This window comes from Ensifer sp. 2TAB8 (assembly GCF_052115125.1).
Classification (GTDB): domain Bacteria; phylum Pseudomonadota; class Alphaproteobacteria; order Rhizobiales; family Rhizobiaceae; genus Ensifer.
Window position 1 is genome coordinate 29,850 of sequence record NZ_JBFRGB010000038.1, and the last position, 15,224, is coordinate 45,073.

Here is a 15,224-nt window from a genome sequence, read left to right on the forward strand (position 1 = left end):
AGTTCCTAAGGAAATGCCGCCTTCGGGCGGCATTTTCGTTTCCCGCTCCTTGCTTTCTAGCAATCGAACGACTTGGCGTAGGCGATCAGGTTTTCGAGCGCGTGAATGCCTGTGCGATTGATGTGGCGACGGCCGAGGGTGGCGTTGATGCGAAAGGCGAGGTCTTCTGCCTCGGCCGTTTTCAGTTCATCCAGTCGCTCGATGCCGATCTCTTCGAGATAGCCGATCATGCGCGGACCGATCGATTTTGCCCGCATCATTCGTTGCCGTTCGCTGTCCTCAATCGGCATGTCTGGCCCCATCAAATACAACCGCGCTGAACCGTTTGTTAACGCTGTTCTGGCAGTACTGAAACCCTGTATTGCGTAATCTCAGGGTGTTCTCGTGTTCATGGCGGTATGTCAAACGGCCGGACGAATGCTGCCGTTGGCGCTGAGACACCGCCTGTCCGCGGTGCTCGGCGCAATGGTCGCGATCCTGACCGGCGCCGACATGAAGAACACGGCGCGCCGGATGGCGCTCGTTGCCTTCACCGTTCGCATTTTCAGCGCCGCCATCGCCTTCGTCTCGCAGATCATCCTGGCGCGAATGATGGGCGAATTCGAATACGGCATCTTCGTCTTCGTCTGGGTGCTGGTGATCCTGTTTGGAAGCCTCTCCTGCGTCGGTTTCCATTCTGTCGTCATCCGCTTCCTGCCGGAGTATCAGGCGGCTGCAGCACTCGACGAGATCCGCGGCGTAACGACGACGGTGCGGGTCTTCGCCCTCACCTCCGCCACCACGGTCGCCGTCGTCGGCCTGCTCGGCCTCTGGCTCTTCGGCGCCCATGTCGAAACCTACTACCTCTTCCCGCTTTATCTCGGCCTCTTCACCCTGCCGATGATCTCGCTTGGCGATGTCATGGACGGAACATCCCGGGCCCACGGGTGGGCGCTTTCCGCCATGAGCCCCACCTTCATCATCCGCCCACTGCTGGTGCTCGTCTTCATGGTGCTCGCGGTTTCCGCAGGCGCGGCGCATACGGCGCAAACCGCCATGGTTGCTGCCATGGCCGCCGCCTATGTCACCACCGTCTCGCAGTTCCTGGTGCTCACCTATCGGCTCCGCTCGCGTTACGTGGAAGGTCCCCGGCGCATCGAGCTTGGCCGCTGGCTCAAGGTCTCGATCCCCATCTTCCTGGTCGATGGTTTCGGCTTCCTGCTCACCAATTCCGACGTAGTGATCGTCGGCCTCTATCTCGATCCCGATGACGTCGCGATCTATTTCGCGGCCGCCAAGACCATGGCGCTCGTGCACTTCGTCATGTTCGCCGTCAAGGCAGCGGCCGGCCCGCGCGTCTCGAACGCCATGGCCCGGGATCGCCGCCAGCTCGCCGCGATCGCGATCGAAAGCGCCCGTTGGGCCTTCTGGCCGTCGCTTCTCGTTGGTGCGCTGGTCCTGCTTGCGGGTCCGTTCCTGCTCTCCCTCTTCGGCCCTGCCTTCGTCACCGGCATGCCCTTGATGATGATCCTCTTTGGCGGCATTCTCGCCAAGGCCTTCGTCGGCCCGGCGGAAACGCTGCTGACGATGGCAGGCCAGCAGACGCTCTGTGTGATCCTCTACGCCGGCGCGCTGGTGGCCAATATCGCACTCAACCTGAGCCTCATCCCTCTCCTCGGACTGACCGGCGCTGCGCTTGCAACCGCAGGTGCAATGTTTGTCGAGGCGATGTTGCTGCATATCGCCGTCCGGCGTACCTTCGGCTTCGCGCTCTTCGCCTTTGCGCGCGTGCGGGCTGGCAATGAAAACAACGGGGCTGTCCATCCATGATCGGCAATACCAATCTTCCGAGCGACGCTAACAGTCGCGCCGCCCGGGTCCTTGGCGGGCTCGCACAACCGGGTGATGCGGGCCCGACCGCGGAGCATCTGATTGAGGTCGGCCGCCCTGGACGCCATCTCGCCATCTACCCGGCCAAAGCCGGCTACGAATTGCAGCGCGAGCTCGACTTCCTGTCGAACCGGGCATTGGAACCGAACGTCTTCTTCACCGGCCGCTTCCTTGCCCCGGCGATGCCGCGCCTCGAAGAACGGGTGATCCGGCTCGCGATCATGCGCGACAATGACGAGCGCCGCAGCCGACTGCGCTTCCTGATGCCGTTCTCGATCGAAAAGCCTGGGTTCTCGATCGGCGCGCCGATCATTCGCGCATGGTCGAACCCCTTCGGCCCGCTCGGCGTACCGCTGGTCGATGCCGAGGATGCCGCCGAGACCATCGACAATCTGTTTGAAGCCTTCACCGCGCCCTCGACCGGCCTGCCGTCCGTGCTCGTTCTTCCCGACATGCGCCTCAATGGCAAGGTGGCCCGCCTGACGCGTGCCGTCGCCATCGGCCGCAACCTGCCGCTGACAGTCACCGACACTTTCAGCCGCCCGATGCTCGAAAGCTTGCTCGACGGGCCGACCTATCTGCGCAACGCCATCAGCCCGGCGCATTTCCGCGAACTGCGGCGGCAGTGGAACAATCTCGAAAAGCACGGCGTGCTGAACTATTCGGTCGCCCGCCAACCGGGCGAAATCCGCCTGCGCATGGAGGAGTTCCTGGCGCTCGAAGCATCAGGCTGGAAGGGCAAGAGCCGCAGCGCCATGGTGCTCGACCGCTTCCGTGCGGCCTTTGCCCGCGAGGCGATCACCAACCTTGCCGACGGCGACAGCGTGCGCATCCACACGCTCGACCTCGATGGCCGCGCGATCGCATCCATGGTCGTGTTCCTGATGTCGGGCGAGGCCTACACCTGGAAGACCGCCTATGACGAGCGCTATGCCAAGTTCTCTCCGGGCAAGCTGCTGCTGGCTGAACTGACGGAATGGCATCTCGACGATGCCAACATCGCCCGCTCCGATTCCTGTGCCGTGCCGGATCATCCGATCATGAGCCGGTTCTGGCAGGAGCGCGAGGAAATGGGCACGCTGGTGATCGGCCTGCAGCAGACCCGCGACCGCGAAGTGCGCCAGGTCGCAGCCCAGCTCCACCTCTACCGCAACACCCGCAACATGGCGCGGATCCTGCGCGACAAGATCAAGGCGCTCGCCGGACGCTAGGGCGGGATGAGGAAAACTCTGCGCGGTTTTCCACCCGCATCCTGCTCTAACTCATTGGAATCTGCCGCGCGGCGACCACGGTCCTACGACGCTTCGGAAACCTCGATCGCCCCGCGCGCCTCCGCCGCGGCGCGATCACGCAGGAACCGCCTGATAACCTTGCCGGAGGTTGTCAGAGGCAGGCTGTCGACGAAGGCGATCTCGCGCGGATATTCGTGCATCGAAAGTCGGGTCTTCACCCACTCGCGAATGGACGTCGCGACACGCTCGTCACCATCCACACCGGGTCTCAACACGACATAGGCCTTGACGATCTCGGTGCGAACCGGATCCGGCTTGCCGACGGCGGCGGCAAGTTGCACGTCCGGGTGACCGGCAAGGCAATCCTCGATCTCGCCTGGGCCGATGCGGTAGCCTGACGAGGTGATGACGTCGTCGTCGCGGCCGAAGAAGGTGAAATAGCCCTCCTCGTCGATCACGCCCTGATCGCCGGTCGTCATCCAGTCGCCGATAAACTTCTTCTCCGTCGCCGCCTCGTTGCCCCAGTATCCCAGGAACATCACAGGATCCGGCCGCCTGACTGCGACCTGGCCGACGCTGCCGTGCGGCAATTCGCGGCCTTCGGCGTCGATGATCGCCACCCGGTGACCGGGGGCTGCCTTGCCCATCGATCCCGGCTTGACGACGCCAAGAGCGGCAGCTGACGAGATGACGATGTTGCACTCGGTCTGGCCGTAGAATTCGCTGACCTCGAGACCGAGCGCCGCCTTTACCCATTCATAGGTTTCGCGCCCCAGGGACTCACCGGCCGAACCGATGGTCCGGAGATTGAGGCGGTAGCGCTCGCGCGGTTTCTCGACCGCCTTCATCAGCCGAAGTGCCGTCGGCGGAATGAAGGCATTGCGCACATCCATCTCTTCCAGAATACGAAACGCCGTATGCGGATCGAACTTCTGCGCCGGCGAAGACACGACCGGCACGCCATGCAACAGCGACGGCAGGAGCGCGTTGAGCAACCCTCCTGCCCAGGCCCAGTCGGCCGGCGTCCACATGCGATCGCCCGGCTGCGGCAGGAAGTGATGATGGAACTCGAAACCCGGCAGATGGCCGAGCAGCACCCGATGCCCGTGCAGCGCGCCCTTGGGCGGCCCGGTCGTGCCCGAAGTGTAGATCATCAATGCCGGATCGTCCGGCCCCGTATCCGCCGGCACGAAGCCCTCAGGATCCCCGGAAGCGAGCGACGAGAAGGCGATCGTCCCCGGCTGCGGCTGATCGTCCGCCAGCACGACGAGGCGCAGTTCCGGCAACCGGTCACGGATCGCGGCAATACGTTCGAAACCGAAACCATTGGTAACAATGGCCGACACACCGGCGTCACGCAGCCGGTATTCGAGCGCCTCGACGCCGAAGAGCAGCGCAAGCGGCAAGGCGATGGCGCCAAGCTTGTAGATCCCCGCATGGGCGATCGCCGCTTCAAAGCCCTGCGGCAGGAGGATTGCGACGCGCTCGCCTGGCGCAATGCCCTGCTTCGCAATCCCTTGCGCAAAGGCGGAGGATTGCCGGGCGAATTCGCCATAGGTCAACGCCTGATGCAGGCCATTGGGATCGAAATGCTGAAGACAGACGCGCTCCGGCTCCCGCACAGCCCAGACGTCGCTGACGGCGACGCCGATGTTGAACCGCTCCGGGATCTGCCAGCGGAAGGCACGGTAGAGTTCGTCGTAGGTCTCGATTCTCGGTAACATGACGCTGCCATGACAGTTTTCTGCTGCAGCGCACCTAACACTTTCGAGCGAGCCAATTCAATGACCGACGCGGCAAGCGCCGGCCAAGTCGCGTCCTAGACGGAAACTTCGGTCGGTATGGAGAATTCGGGTGATGTGGTGGTGCCCCATGTCGGAACAAAGAAATCACAATTAAACAATGATTTAGCCTGTTCCTGGCACAGTTCTTTTGCGCGGGGCAATTAGGCTTTTCGGAAAGGTGTCCAGCGCTACAGACCGATAGCGTTGACCCAATATCCCACCTGATAACGAGCGAAGTCGGCTTCTTCTCGTACGCCGCTCCAAGCAACGCGGGTGTACTCGCCCTCGGTTGCGATCCAATCCACAGCCAACAGGCACTGTGCAACAATAATGAAGAGTAACAAGCCACGCATACCCGCAGCTTATCAGTGTCGGATCTGGAAAGATGTAATCATTTCAATAGCCTAATTGGGTGTCGTCACCCTCGAAGGCCTCACCCTTTGATTTCCGAATTGATTAAATTTCAATCACGCCTATATTGAAGGCATACGGTCCCTCTCGCCTGCTGACCACGGATGTACTGGCAGCGGCGGGAGGAGATCACGGAAGGGGGGTCGGGTTCATCCCGGCCTTTTTTGTTGCCTGCGGCTCGCCATCCATTCGTGATGGAAGATCTCGAAGCTGCTCGACGGCGCTATCCGGATCGCCCGATCAACAGGGTCGGTGATACGCAGGAACCGTGTATCTATTTGGTGCTGATAAGCGGCGCCTGGATGGTTGGGAAGCTTCTAACGCCACAAGAGATCGCCATGATCGAGGCGTTCACGCCAGGCTGCTTCTCTTGATCCCGCACCACCGGTTAGTGTCGCGTTGGCGCTCCTCGACCGTTCGGCGCATGGCGTCCTCACGACCACATTCGTATTTTTCCATGTAGTAGCGGATCAGCGACTGTCGGCGGCCGTCGTCCATGATGGCGTCGACATTCCTGAATTGTCGCTCCATCGATGATGTGGCTTTCGCGGGCCGACGTCGCGATCGCACGGACATAAAATGGAAAAAATACAGCAACAACAATGCTGCACGAAGCCAGTGGTGCCCCATGCCGGAGCGTGGTAATTGCCAAGAATCAAAGACTTACCATCGCGCGGGACACAGACGCGGTGGGCAATTTGATTCTGTTTTTTTCGCTTATGTCTCACTGCGTCGCTTGTCAGTTATTAGCTCCACGCACCGGGTGTGCGCCGGTACTAGGTGATCCAACTCTGGAAATCGTAATAAAGAACCAGGCGGCTTTTAGATGGAGGTCGGATGGGGGTCGCCGGCCTACAGAACCAGCGGCCGCATTCGGTCAACGCCCATTCGTCCTTGTTGCCCACCTTGAATTCATCCATCAAGAATCTAGCTAAGCGTGAGGCGCGATCACCATGGCGTGGAATGCTCGCTTCGAAGCAAATGCGATCAAATATTCTTTGGAGGGTGCCGCTCTGGTCGGTTGCGAGCAGGACCGCTGACCGGTCAAACTTAGTAGTCATATTGGCCTACCTCTATGAGATACTGCTTTCACCGGAAAAGGATGATTGCGATATGCCGAAAATGTTGGTTGTGGGAACAAACAAGGTGCATTTCGACCGGCAAACGAGCGCTACGACAGCACAACCACGCTATGTTCGATGGTGTCTTTGCTACGCGGGTAAACGGGCGGGCAGCACGAGGTTCATGGCACATTTGCGGGAAGGACGCTGAACCCCTACCCTAAAAAAACCGGCTTGGTGCACTTCGGTTAGGACGCCCCATTTTTGGACGTTCGCATTCAACGGCCACAATCACCAACCGTTAGTTCCAGCGACAACTCGACACGCACTTCCACTTGCTTGATCGATGTCAGCGCCGTCGGTCCTTTTCCCAGCCACAAAGAGTGCTACGTGTCAGCCAATTGCGCAACAAAAATCGAAACGGAGCCCTGCAGCATCGCTCTGAAAACGATGGATACCATGTGATGACGGCGTGGGATGCAAAAGAGACTGGGCTCCCATGAACCGGCACGAGACGACAGAACGCGCTTCGGAGCGCTTCGTCGTTCCAGTGCTACTTCGGAAGGCATTCCACGTTATAGGCAATGATGATGTGCTCGGGACCTACCACACCTGAGCGCTTTAACCCCTCCAAGCCACTTTTTAGCTTGGTTCCGGCCTCCTTCAAGGTGGTTTCTAGTCTCGTTTTGGCCACCATGCAGCGCTCTTCGCTCGTAAACTCTTGAAACACCACGGTTGGGACAATCCTCCATTCCGCGCGGTCGTTCGTAGCTGCGGGATTGACTGAATAGGAGTATACGTACATCAGGATCCACATCGCATGTACCTCGCGTTGCCGATACGAAGAATTGCGCTTACACCCATGCCGGTGTGACGAGAGTGCCACTGGTTGGTAGGCATGGCAAGGCCACGACGCGTCAGGTTGTTGACCCCACAGTCTGGCTTGCCGATGTGCTGGAACGCATCATCTCCGGCAGGCGGTCGTCAACCCGAGGCTTGCCGTGGCTCTTGGGAAAATACGGTGCAAGCCGCGCCATCTGTTCGTCTGTCAGCCAGTAAAGGTCACGCATGATCAGCCTCCTTGCGGAGCCTGAATCACATTGGTGCATCCGATCAATGGCTCCTGACCCTAGCTGACGCAACTTCACTCACGGTCTGCGGAAAGCCGGCGCCACCATCGCCGCCGAGAACGGCGCCACGGACGAAGAGCTGATGGCAATTTTCGGCTGGACCACGAAGAACCAGACGACGACCTACACCAAGAAAGCGCGCCGCAAACAGCTGGCGGCAGAAAAACCTTTCGGGCTGACCCAATTTCGACGTGATGACGACGGCCGCTGCTTGTAACTGCTACGATGCGGTGCTCGATGCAACTGGCCGGGAATGACAGCCGCTCACCGCGACCGTCTCCTGGCTCACGAACAGGATTTCAAGAACCGCGAGGCAGAGTTGGAGCGAGAGCGCAGCCGCCAGGAAATCGACTTGAAGGTGGTGGACTGAGCTATCAGCCCTTCTCGCGCAGCCCGAGGTGGGCAAATTTAACAAAAAATAACAGCAAAAACAAAGACTTATTGATGTACTTGGTGCCCCATGCCGGGGTCGAACCAGCACTCCTTTCGGAACTCGATTTTGAGTCGAGCGCGTCTACCAATTCCGCCAATGGGGCTCAGGGAAGTGCGATATCAGCGGCTCGGATTTACACGAAGGTTTTCGCCGCGGTCAACCATCATTTTCACGATGCCCCGATGACAATCACGAAAGCGTGCGGAGCTGTCGCGGTTGCCACGATTTACAGGGCGCGCGATCCTGCCTAAGAAGCGCCATCCAGTTTGCACTGCGGCAGGTGTCGGTTCCGATCTGCCGCCCGCGAGGTATAGATGATCGACGCCGCCACCCAATCCCGCCAGCATCTGCTGATCGCCATTGTCGTCACACTCGGCATGGCAGCGACCGTCGGCGGGGCGCTCGGTTTCGAGCACATCGGCGGTTACATCCCCTGCGCGCTCTGCCTGCTGCAGCGCGATCCCTACTACTATGGCATTCCGCTCGGCATTCTGGCTGTCATCACCAGCGCGCTGAAACTGCCGGCGTGGACGACGCGCATCCTGCTCCTGGCCGTCGGCATCCTCATGCTCGTCGGTGCGGGCGTTGGCGTCTATCACTCGGGTGCGGAATGGCACTTCTGGGAAGGCCCCTCCACCTGTGCCACCACGGCGCAGGGTGTCTCCTCCAATGTCGGCGACCTCCTCGGCGATCTCGACTCCAAGCACGGTCCGTCCTGCACGGAAGCCGCCTTGCGGGTGCTGGGCCTGTCCTTTGCCGGATGGAACGTGATCGCCAGCCTCATCCTGGCAGCAATCGCCCTGCGCGGTGCTGCAAAGGCGCAGTGATATCGCGCCTCGAACGGCCGGCGTCTCCAACAGAAAGACCACCGCATGCGGGCTGAGGCACGCACGCACCTGTCCCGATCCCGCTCTGGGGCTTGATCCGGCAGGAAGGCACGAACACAGGCTCAGGGCTGCAGTTCGACGTCCCAGTAGAGATAGTCCATCCAGCTTTCATGCAGATGGTTCGGCGGGAAGAGCCGGCCGTTGTTGTGCAAATCCTGAACCGTCGGCTGGTAGGGCCGCTGGTGCGGGAACATGCCGGCTTGCTTCGGCAGTTTGCTGCCCTTGCGCAGATTGCAGGGGGAGCAGGCTGCGACGACATTGTCCCAGGTCGTCTGGCCGCCGTGAGCGCGGGGCACCACGTGATCGAAGGTGAGATCGTCGGGTGAACCGCAATACTGGCATTCGAATTTATCGCGCAGGAACACGTTGAACCGGGTGAAGGCCGGATGGCGCGAGGGCTGCACGTAGCTCTTGAGGCAAACAACGCTCGGCAGTCGCATCGAGAAACTCGGAGACGACACCGAATGTTCGTACTCGGCAAGGATGTTTACGCGGTCAAGGAAGACGGCCTTGATCGCGTCCTGCCAGGACCAAAGCGACAAGGGGTAGTAACTAAGCGGCCGATAGTCAGCGTTCAAGACGAGCGCTGGTAAGGCCTGAGGTGAGACTGCAATCGTCAAGCGTATTCTCCTGATCGATTCGGCATCTGCACCTTCTATATTAGGCCCGTTGCAACAGGATTGTGAAGCCGGAAACAAAAATGCATGCGCTGGATTCGCTTTTTCCTTCAAGGTGTCACAGGAACAGCATCTCGGCGCATTTCCTGCGCATAATAGGCCCAGAACAGCCGCGCGGCGACGCTGCGCCAGGGCGACCAGGAGGCGGCAAGCGAATCAATTTCGCGTGCGGTCGGGCGCAGTTCGAGGCCCAACCCGTGGCCGATTGCGTTCTGTAGCGCCACGTCCCCTGAGGGGAAGACATCCGGGTGGCCTGCGCAGAACAGCAGGTAGACCTCGGCCGTCCAGCGTCCCACGCCCTTGATCGCCGTCAGATCCCGGATCGCCTCGGGCGCTTCGGCATCGCAGATCGCATCGAGATCGATCTCGCCGCCCACCACCACGTCGGCGACACGGCGCAACGCGTCCGCCTTGGCGCGCGAGAGGCCGATTGTCCGGCAATCCTCATCAGTGAGCGAAATCACGCCTGATGCCGTGACTTCGCCAAGCCTCTCCTCCATCCGCCGCCAGATCGCGGCAGCGCTTGCCTTCGAGACCATTTGCGAGACGATGATGCTGGCAAGGCCGCGATAGCCCGGATCGGTTCGGCGCAGCGGCACCGGGCCTGCCTTTGCGACAACATGCTCCAGGCGCGCATCCAACATTACCAGTCCGGAAAGCCCGGCTTCGATATCCTCATGTGTCCGGATGATCCGCATGACGCCTCCACAAAGCGGATGATTTTTATACCCCTTCCATGGCAAAGGGAAAGGATGCCAGAAACGCCACCCGTTTTCCGTTTTGCCCCCAGCCCGAATGGCCTGCTTCACCTTGGCCACGCGCTCTCCGCGGTGCTGAACCACGACATGGCGAAGGCCGAAAACGGCCGCTTCCTGCTGCGCATCGAGGACATCGACCAGACCCGCTGCCGCCCCGAATTCGAGGCTGCGATCTACGAGGATCTCGCCTGGCTGGGCCTTGACTGGGAGCGCCCCGTGCGCCGCCAGTCGGCACACCTCGACGCCTACGCCTCAGCCCTTGAACGGTTGCACCGGCTCGGCGTGGTCTACCCTTCCGTCATGACCCGCGGCGAGATCAAGGCGGCCGTCGCGCAAGCCGAAGCCGACGGCCGAACCTGGCCACGCGATCCGGATGGCAGCCCGCTCTATCCCGGCCGCGAGCGCACCTATTCGATCAGCGAGCGAACGGCCTTGCTCGATGGCGGCAAAGCCTATGCCTGGCGGCTCGACATGCAGAAGGCTATCAGCCTTTTCGGCAGCGCCCCTCTCACCTGGAACGAGAACGGCGCCGGGCCAACGGGCGAAACCGGCACCATCGTGGCCGACCCGGCCGCCTGGGGCGACGTCATCCTTTCGCGCTCCGATGCGCCGTCGAGCTACCATCTGTCCGTCGTCGTTGATGACGCGCTGCAGGGTGTCACTCAAGTCGTGCGCGGCCGCGACCTCTACCACGCCACTTCCGTCCACCGGCTGCTGCAGCGGCTTCTCGACTTGCCGGAGCCGCTTTACCATCATCACCGACTGATCCTTGGACCGGACGGCCGCAAGCTCTCCAAGAGCAACCAGGACACCGGCATTGCGGCCTTCCGTGCCGCCGGTCGCACACCGCAGGAAGTCCGGGCTCTAATCGTCTAGATCCTGCTCGTCGCGAACAGCCTCGCTGCCGTTGCGAAACTGAAAGCTCCGCCGCACCATGCGCTTGACCCGGTATTTCAGGATCGCGGCGTTGATCTCGGCGCCGATGATGAAGATTGCCGCGATCATGTAGAGAAACACGAGCACGATCATGATCGACGCCAGGCCCGCATAGGTCGAGACATAGGTGGCGAAGGTCGCGAGATAGGAGGCGAAAGCGTAGGCGCCGATCGTCCAGCAGACCAGCGTCAGCACGATCCCGGGGAGAACGTCGATCACCTTGCGGTGGCCATCGGGCAACCAGAGATGAGACACCAGCAATCCACTGGTCAGGACGACCAGGGCGAGCGGCAGGCTCCAGTTGTCGACGGTCGCCAGCACCCCGCCAAGCCAGGGAAGCCACTGTCCGGCATAGCGCACGGCCAGCGGCACCGCGACCAGCAGGATGCTGAGCGCCGCCAGGATCAACACGCCGGCGAGCACGAAGCCAAGGCTCGCGAGCCGGGTCACATACCAGTAGCGGCTCTCGCTGACGCGATAGGCGCGGTTGAGCGAGACGCGCAGCGCCTCCACACCGTTGGAGGCGAAATAGGCAGCCGCAAGCACCGAAACGGTCAAAAGCCCACCGCGCGGGATCGTCAGCACCCGCACGATCTCGTCGGCCACGGGCTTGGCAATCGATTCGGGCCAGGCGTCGAAAATCAGGTGCACCGCCGTTTCGGCGAACTGGTCTGCACCGAGAAAGCTGCCGAGCGCCGTACCGAAGATCAGGAAGGGAAAGACCGCGAGCAGCGACGACAGAGCCACATGGCTTGCCATCGCCCAACCGTCGTCGAGGCTGAAATGCCAGAGCGCATCGAAAATGACTTTCCAGGTGATGCGTATGAACGCTGGCATTCCATTCCAATCCTACAGGGCCCAAAGACCGCGCATTCCCGCGCCGCCGGTGCCGTTTCCTTGGCTACGCACGATCCCAACGGCGACAACGCTGGCGGGTTCCGGCTTGCGCAATTCAATTGTATCCCGCCGATGAATATGGGAAACGGAGGCAGGATTTCTACAGGAATCGATCGGATGACTGATCGCCCCACAATCATTGTCACAGGATGTTCGTCTGGAATCGGCGCCTATTGCGCGCGCGCGCTCCATGCCGACGGCTGGCGGGTCTTTGCCACCGTGCGCCGGGAAGAGGACCGTCAACCCCTTGAGGCTGAAGGCATCGAGACCTTCCTGATGGACTATACCAAGCCGGAAACCATCGCCGCCCTGGCCGATACGGTGCTGGCGCTTTCCGGCGGGCGCATCGACGCGCTGTTCAACAACGGCGCCTACGGTCAGGCGGGCGCGGTCGAAGATCTGCCGACCGAGGCGCTCAGGCTTCAACTGGAGACCAACGTCATCGGCTGGCACGATCTGACACGGCGGGTGATCCCGTCCATGCGGGCGCGCGGCAGCGGCCGCATCGTGCAGTGTTCCTCCATCCTCGGCATCGTTCCCTATCGCTGGCGCGGCGCCTACAACGCCTCCAAGTTTGCGATCGAGGGGCTGTCGCTCACCCTCAAGATGGAACTTGCCGGCAGTGGCATCGAGGTGAGCCTCATCGAACCGGGACCGATCGCCTCCAAGTTCACGACCAATGCAGTCGCCTATATCGAGCGCTTCATCGATCTCAAGAATTCGGTGCACCGCGTCGAATACGAGCGACAGATGCGTCGCCTCAAAGGCGAAAGCAAACCCGCCCCCGGCAAGCTCGGCCCGGATGCGGTTTATGCGGTTTTGAAGCACGCGCTGACAGCAAAGAAACCGAAACCGCACTATATTGTAACAAGGCCCGCCAGGCAGGGCGCGCTTCTGAAGAAGCTCCTGCCGGCTGCATTGTTTTATCGCATCATCGGCCGACTTGGCTGAAGTAGAATTGCAAGGAAGAGTACGATGTCCAGCTTCTTTACCGGCCTGACCCTGTTCGTCATGGGCTTGGTCGTGATCGTCCTGATCCGCGGCCTCGTGAATATGGCTAAGGGTGGCAGCGGCAATACCTCCAACAAGCTGATGCAGGCACGCGTGCTGCTGCAGGCGATCGCGATCGTCCTCATCATGGTGACGCTGTGGCTCACCGGCGGCGGTCGCCCGACCTAATGGCGCAATTCCGGACGGAAAGCCGTTCTACACCTTTCCTGGAATTGCTCCAGAGGACCGTGACGACAGATGGTGAAGCTCAACAAGATCTACACCCGGACGGGTGACAACGGCACCACCGGGCTTGTTGCCGGTCCGCGCCGCCTCAAGAGCGACCTCCGGGTCGATGCCTATGGCGCAGTGGACGAAACCAACGCCTTCGTCGGCCTGGCACGGCAGCATACGGCCGACATCCGGGCACTCGATGACGCGCTGATGCGGATCCAGAACGATCTCTTCGATCTCGGCGCGGATCTCGCGACACCTGACACGGGCGAACCGCCGCAATACGAACCGCTTCGCATCGTGGCGGCACAGGTGACCTGGCTCGAAAACGAAATCGACCGGCTGAACGCCGAGCTTGAACCCTTGCGTTCCTTCGTGCTTCCAGCCGGCAGCGCCGCTTCTGCCGCGTTGCATGTTGCGCGCACCGTGGCGCGCCGGGCCGAGCGGCAGACGGTAGCGCTCGCCAATGTCGAAGGCGAGATCGTCAGCACCGAAGCGATCGCCTACATCAACCGCCTCTCCGATTTCCTGTTTGTCGCGGCGCGCTGGGCAAATGACAAAGGTCAAGCCGACGTCCTTTGGATTCCCGGAAAAAACAGATAACGTCGGCTTCAGCGTCGTTGCCCGATCCAGATTCGGCGGGAAGAACGTGCCGCAATTTGCGCTTCGGGAGACCGCATGTTCATACCGCTTCACGATACGAACACCCTGAAGTACATCAAGGTTCAATATGTCACGATCAGCCTGATCGTCATCAACATCGTCGTCTGGCTGATCACCGGACCGATCGCCTCGGAAGAATTCGCCAACGCCACGATCCTCGGCTTCGGCTACATCCCGGCACTCATCTTCGACTATGCCCAGCTTGATCCGTCTTTGATTATCGTCCCCGACGGCTTCACCTTCGTCACCTATTCTTTCCTGCATGGCGACTTCATGCATCTGGCGATGAACATGCTGTTTCTGTGGGTGTTCGGCGACAATGTCGAAGACGCGCTCGGGCATTTCCGCTACCTCGTCTTCTATCTGCTTTGCGCCGCCGCAGGCGCGCTTGCGCACGGGCTTCTCGACCCGGCCTCCGAAGCACCGCTGATCGGCGCCTCCGGGGCGATCTCCGGCGTCGTTGCAGCCTACTTCCTCCTGCATCCGAAGGTACGCGTCTGGGTTCTGGTGTTCTTCCGCATCCCCTTGCCCCTACCCGCTGCCATTCCACTGGCCTTCTGGATCGGCCAGCAATTCTTCATGCTGGTCGTCGATCCCGGCAGCGGCGTTTCCTGGAGCGCCCATGTCGGCGGCATCGTGGCCGGTCTCGTGCTGGTGGTCATTTTGCGACGCCGCGACGTGCCGCTTTTCGACCGTACCATCGTCTCGCCGCGCGCCGTCCGGCACCAGGCGGAACCGGTCACGGCGGGCCATCAACCGCTTGCGGATGCGACAAAACCGCCGATGCCCTGGGGCCGCCAGACCTGAGCGAGCCCCTGACTTTCGCGCGGTATCGACGCGGATCAGGCTATTTTTCAAGGACTTGCGTGCCATCAGCTGGACCTTGACGACCTGAAGCAGAATGACCTCTCGCGCTGCTTGCCATCCCCCGATCTTACGTGTACGTAAACGTAATTCCAATTCTCGGGATTATATCGATTTAGCGCCATGCACAGCGATTGTAATTGGAGAAAAAACGCGTATCGATGTCGCCAACCGACAATCAGGCGGCTCCGTTAAGGCGCATTTTCCTGCGAAAGCTCTTGGAGGAAAGAATCCATGAAAATACTTGTGACGGTGAAGCGGGTGGTTGACTACAACGTCAAGATCCGCGTGAAGGCAGACGGTTCGGGCGTCGAGCTTGCGAACGTGAAGATGTCGATGAACCCGTTCGACGAAATCTCGGTCGAAGAGGCGCTGCGGCTGAAGGAAGCCGGCAAGGC

Annotated in this window: 15 protein-coding genes, 1 tRNA gene and 2 pseudogenes; 10 read left to right on the top strand and 8 right to left on the bottom strand. The window is 61.0% G+C overall.

The features are described 5' to 3' along the window. Window positions 1–56: 56 nt before the first annotated feature. Window positions 57–290 carry a hypothetical protein gene (locus AB4Z53_RS33095; protein ID WP_113541344.1) on the bottom strand — a complete coding sequence of 78 codons (234 nt, stop codon included), beginning with the start codon at window positions 288–290 and terminating at the stop codon, window positions 57–59. Window positions 291–417: 127 nt separating this feature from the next. Here AB4Z53_RS33095 and AB4Z53_RS33100 point away from each other — a divergent pair, with 127 nt between their 5' ends. Next, a complete protein-coding gene (locus AB4Z53_RS33100) occupies window positions 418–1,809 on the top strand; it encodes a lipopolysaccharide biosynthesis protein (RefSeq protein ID WP_441599581.1) in 1,392 nt (463 codons plus the stop codon). Beyond that, a complete protein-coding gene (locus AB4Z53_RS33105) occupies window positions 1,806–3,080 on the top strand; it encodes a GNAT family N-acetyltransferase (protein WP_441599566.1) in 1,275 nt (424 codons plus the stop codon). The genes AB4Z53_RS33100 and AB4Z53_RS33105 overlap by 4 nt, the downstream gene beginning before the upstream one ends. Window positions 3,081–3,163: 83 nt before the next feature. On the opposite strand, the gene AB4Z53_RS33110 is transcribed toward AB4Z53_RS33105, so the two are convergent. The 3 genes and pseudogenes from AB4Z53_RS33110 to AB4Z53_RS33120 form a co-directional block, all read right to left on the bottom strand. Further along, on the bottom strand, window positions 3,164–4,825 hold the full coding sequence (locus AB4Z53_RS33110; RefSeq protein WP_441599568.1) for an AMP-binding protein: 1,662 nt from the start codon (window positions 4,823–4,825) through the stop codon (window positions 3,164–3,166). Between the two features lie 822 nt (window positions 4,826–5,647). After that, entirely contained in the window at window positions 5,648–5,794 is a 147-nt protein-coding gene (locus AB4Z53_RS33115) for a hypothetical protein (RefSeq protein ID WP_162768975.1), read from the bottom strand. Window positions 5,795–7,334: 1,540 nt separating this feature from the next. Further along, window positions 7,335–7,427: pseudogene (locus AB4Z53_RS33120) on the bottom strand (IS5/IS1182 family transposase); the annotation flags it as partial. A 142-nt stretch (window positions 7,428–7,569) separates the two neighbouring features. Between AB4Z53_RS33120 and AB4Z53_RS33125 the strand changes: the two are divergent. Continuing rightward, window positions 7,570–7,704: a hypothetical protein gene (locus AB4Z53_RS33125; protein ID WP_441599570.1), complete on the top strand. Its 135-nt coding sequence runs from the start codon at window positions 7,570–7,572 to the stop codon at window positions 7,702–7,704. A gap of 234 nt (window positions 7,705–7,938) precedes the next feature. Here AB4Z53_RS33125 and AB4Z53_RS33130 read toward each other — a convergent pair. Further along, window positions 7,939–8,023: transfer RNA gene (locus AB4Z53_RS33130), tRNA-Leu, on the bottom strand. Between the two features lie 211 nt (window positions 8,024–8,234). Between AB4Z53_RS33130 and AB4Z53_RS33135 the strand changes: the two genes are divergently transcribed. After that, window positions 8,235–8,747 carry a disulfide bond formation protein B gene (locus AB4Z53_RS33135; RefSeq protein ID WP_113541338.1) on the top strand — a complete coding sequence of 171 codons (513 nt, stop codon included), beginning with the start codon at window positions 8,235–8,237 and terminating at the stop codon, window positions 8,745–8,747. Window positions 8,748–8,869: 122 nt separating this feature from the next. Here the strand turns inward: AB4Z53_RS33135 and AB4Z53_RS33140 are convergent, their stop codons facing one another. Beyond that, on the bottom strand, window positions 8,870–9,427 hold the full coding sequence (locus AB4Z53_RS33140) for an HNH endonuclease (RefSeq protein WP_043623031.1): 558 nt from the start codon (window positions 9,425–9,427) through the stop codon (window positions 8,870–8,872). Window positions 9,428–9,534: 107 nt separating this feature from the next. Beyond that, window positions 9,535–10,182 carry a DNA-3-methyladenine glycosylase family protein gene (locus tag AB4Z53_RS33145; protein ID WP_113541337.1) on the bottom strand — a complete coding sequence of 216 codons (648 nt, stop codon included), beginning with the start codon at window positions 10,180–10,182 and terminating at the stop codon, window positions 9,535–9,537. A gap of 18 nt (window positions 10,183–10,200) precedes the next feature. Here AB4Z53_RS33145 and gluQRS point away from each other — a divergent pair, with 18 nt between their 5' ends. Beyond that, window positions 10,201–11,118 (top strand): tRNA glutamyl-Q(34) synthetase GluQRS, encoded by a 918-nt coding sequence (gene gluQRS, locus AB4Z53_RS33150; RefSeq protein ID WP_441599573.1) that lies wholly within the window; start codon window positions 10,201–10,203, stop codon window positions 11,116–11,118. Here gluQRS and AB4Z53_RS33155 read toward each other — a convergent pair. Continuing rightward, window positions 11,107–12,015, bottom strand: coding sequence for a YihY/virulence factor BrkB family protein (locus AB4Z53_RS33155; protein ID WP_223725375.1), 909 nt, complete (start codon window positions 12,013–12,015; stop codon window positions 11,107–11,109). The genes gluQRS and AB4Z53_RS33155 overlap by 12 nt on opposite strands. A 177-nt stretch (window positions 12,016–12,192) precedes the next feature. On the opposite strand from AB4Z53_RS33155, the gene AB4Z53_RS33160 reads away from it, so the two are divergent. The 5 genes and pseudogenes from AB4Z53_RS33160 to AB4Z53_RS33180 form a co-directional block, all read left to right on the top strand. After that, window positions 12,193–13,026 (top strand): SDR family oxidoreductase, encoded by an 834-nt coding sequence (locus AB4Z53_RS33160; RefSeq protein WP_441599575.1) that lies wholly within the window; start codon window positions 12,193–12,195, stop codon window positions 13,024–13,026. A gap of 24 nt (window positions 13,027–13,050) precedes the next feature. Then, window positions 13,051–13,254, top strand: a complete 204-nt coding sequence (locus AB4Z53_RS33165; RefSeq protein ID WP_113541334.1) for a twin transmembrane helix small protein — start codon at window positions 13,051–13,053, stop codon at window positions 13,252–13,254. Window positions 13,255–13,323: 69 nt separating this feature from the next. Further along, window positions 13,324–13,902 (top strand): cob(I)yrinic acid a,c-diamide adenosyltransferase, encoded by a 579-nt coding sequence (locus AB4Z53_RS33170; protein ID WP_441599577.1) that lies wholly within the window; start codon window positions 13,324–13,326, stop codon window positions 13,900–13,902. Window positions 13,903–13,977: 75 nt separating this feature from the next. Further along, a complete protein-coding gene (locus tag AB4Z53_RS33175) occupies window positions 13,978–14,769 on the top strand; it encodes a rhomboid family intramembrane serine protease (RefSeq protein WP_441599579.1) in 792 nt (263 codons plus the stop codon). A gap of 291 nt (window positions 14,770–15,060) precedes the next feature. Next, window positions 15,061–15,224, top strand: a pseudogene (locus tag AB4Z53_RS33180) (electron transfer flavoprotein subunit beta/FixA family protein); the annotation flags it as partial.

Bases quoted from the DNA above. Each gene is read 5' to 3' on its own strand.
- AB4Z53_RS33125 (WP_441599570.1), top strand. From the start codon at position 7,570: ATGGCAATTTTCGGCTGGACCACGAAGAACCAGACGACGACCTACACC.
- AB4Z53_RS33155 (WP_223725375.1), bottom strand. From the start codon at position 12,015: ATGCCAGCGTTCATACGCATCACCTGGAAAGTCATTTTCGATGCGCTC.
- AB4Z53_RS33160 (WP_441599575.1), top strand. From the start codon at position 12,193: ATGACTGATCGCCCCACAATCATTGTCACAGGATGTTCGTCTGGAATC.
- AB4Z53_RS33105 (WP_441599566.1), top strand. From the start codon at position 1,806: ATGATCGGCAATACCAATCTTCCGAGCGACGCTAACAGTCGCGCCGCC.
- AB4Z53_RS33100 (WP_441599581.1), top strand. From the start codon at position 418: ATGCTGCCGTTGGCGCTGAGACACCGCCTGTCCGCGGTGCTCGGCGCA.
- AB4Z53_RS33110 (WP_441599568.1), bottom strand. From the start codon at position 4,825: ATGTTACCGAGAATCGAGACCTACGACGAACTCTACCGTGCCTTCCGC.
- AB4Z53_RS33175 (WP_441599579.1), top strand. From the start codon at position 13,978: ATGTTCATACCGCTTCACGATACGAACACCCTGAAGTACATCAAGGTT.
- AB4Z53_RS33165 (WP_113541334.1), top strand. From the start codon at position 13,051: ATGTCCAGCTTCTTTACCGGCCTGACCCTGTTCGTCATGGGCTTGGTC.
- AB4Z53_RS33115 (WP_162768975.1), bottom strand. From the start codon at position 5,794: ATGGACGACGGCCGCCGACAGTCGCTGATCCGCTACTACATGGAAAAA.
- AB4Z53_RS33145 (WP_113541337.1), bottom strand. From the start codon at position 10,182: ATGCGGATCATCCGGACACATGAGGATATCGAAGCCGGGCTTTCCGGA.
- gluQRS (WP_441599573.1), top strand. From the start codon at position 10,201: ATGATTTTTATACCCCTTCCATGGCAAAGGGAAAGGATGCCAGAAACG.
- AB4Z53_RS33095 (WP_113541344.1), bottom strand. From the start codon at position 290: ATGCCGATTGAGGACAGCGAACGGCAACGAATGATGCGGGCAAAATCG.
- AB4Z53_RS33135 (WP_113541338.1), top strand. From the start codon at position 8,235: ATGATCGACGCCGCCACCCAATCCCGCCAGCATCTGCTGATCGCCATT.
- AB4Z53_RS33170 (WP_441599577.1), top strand. From the start codon at position 13,324: ATGGTGAAGCTCAACAAGATCTACACCCGGACGGGTGACAACGGCACC.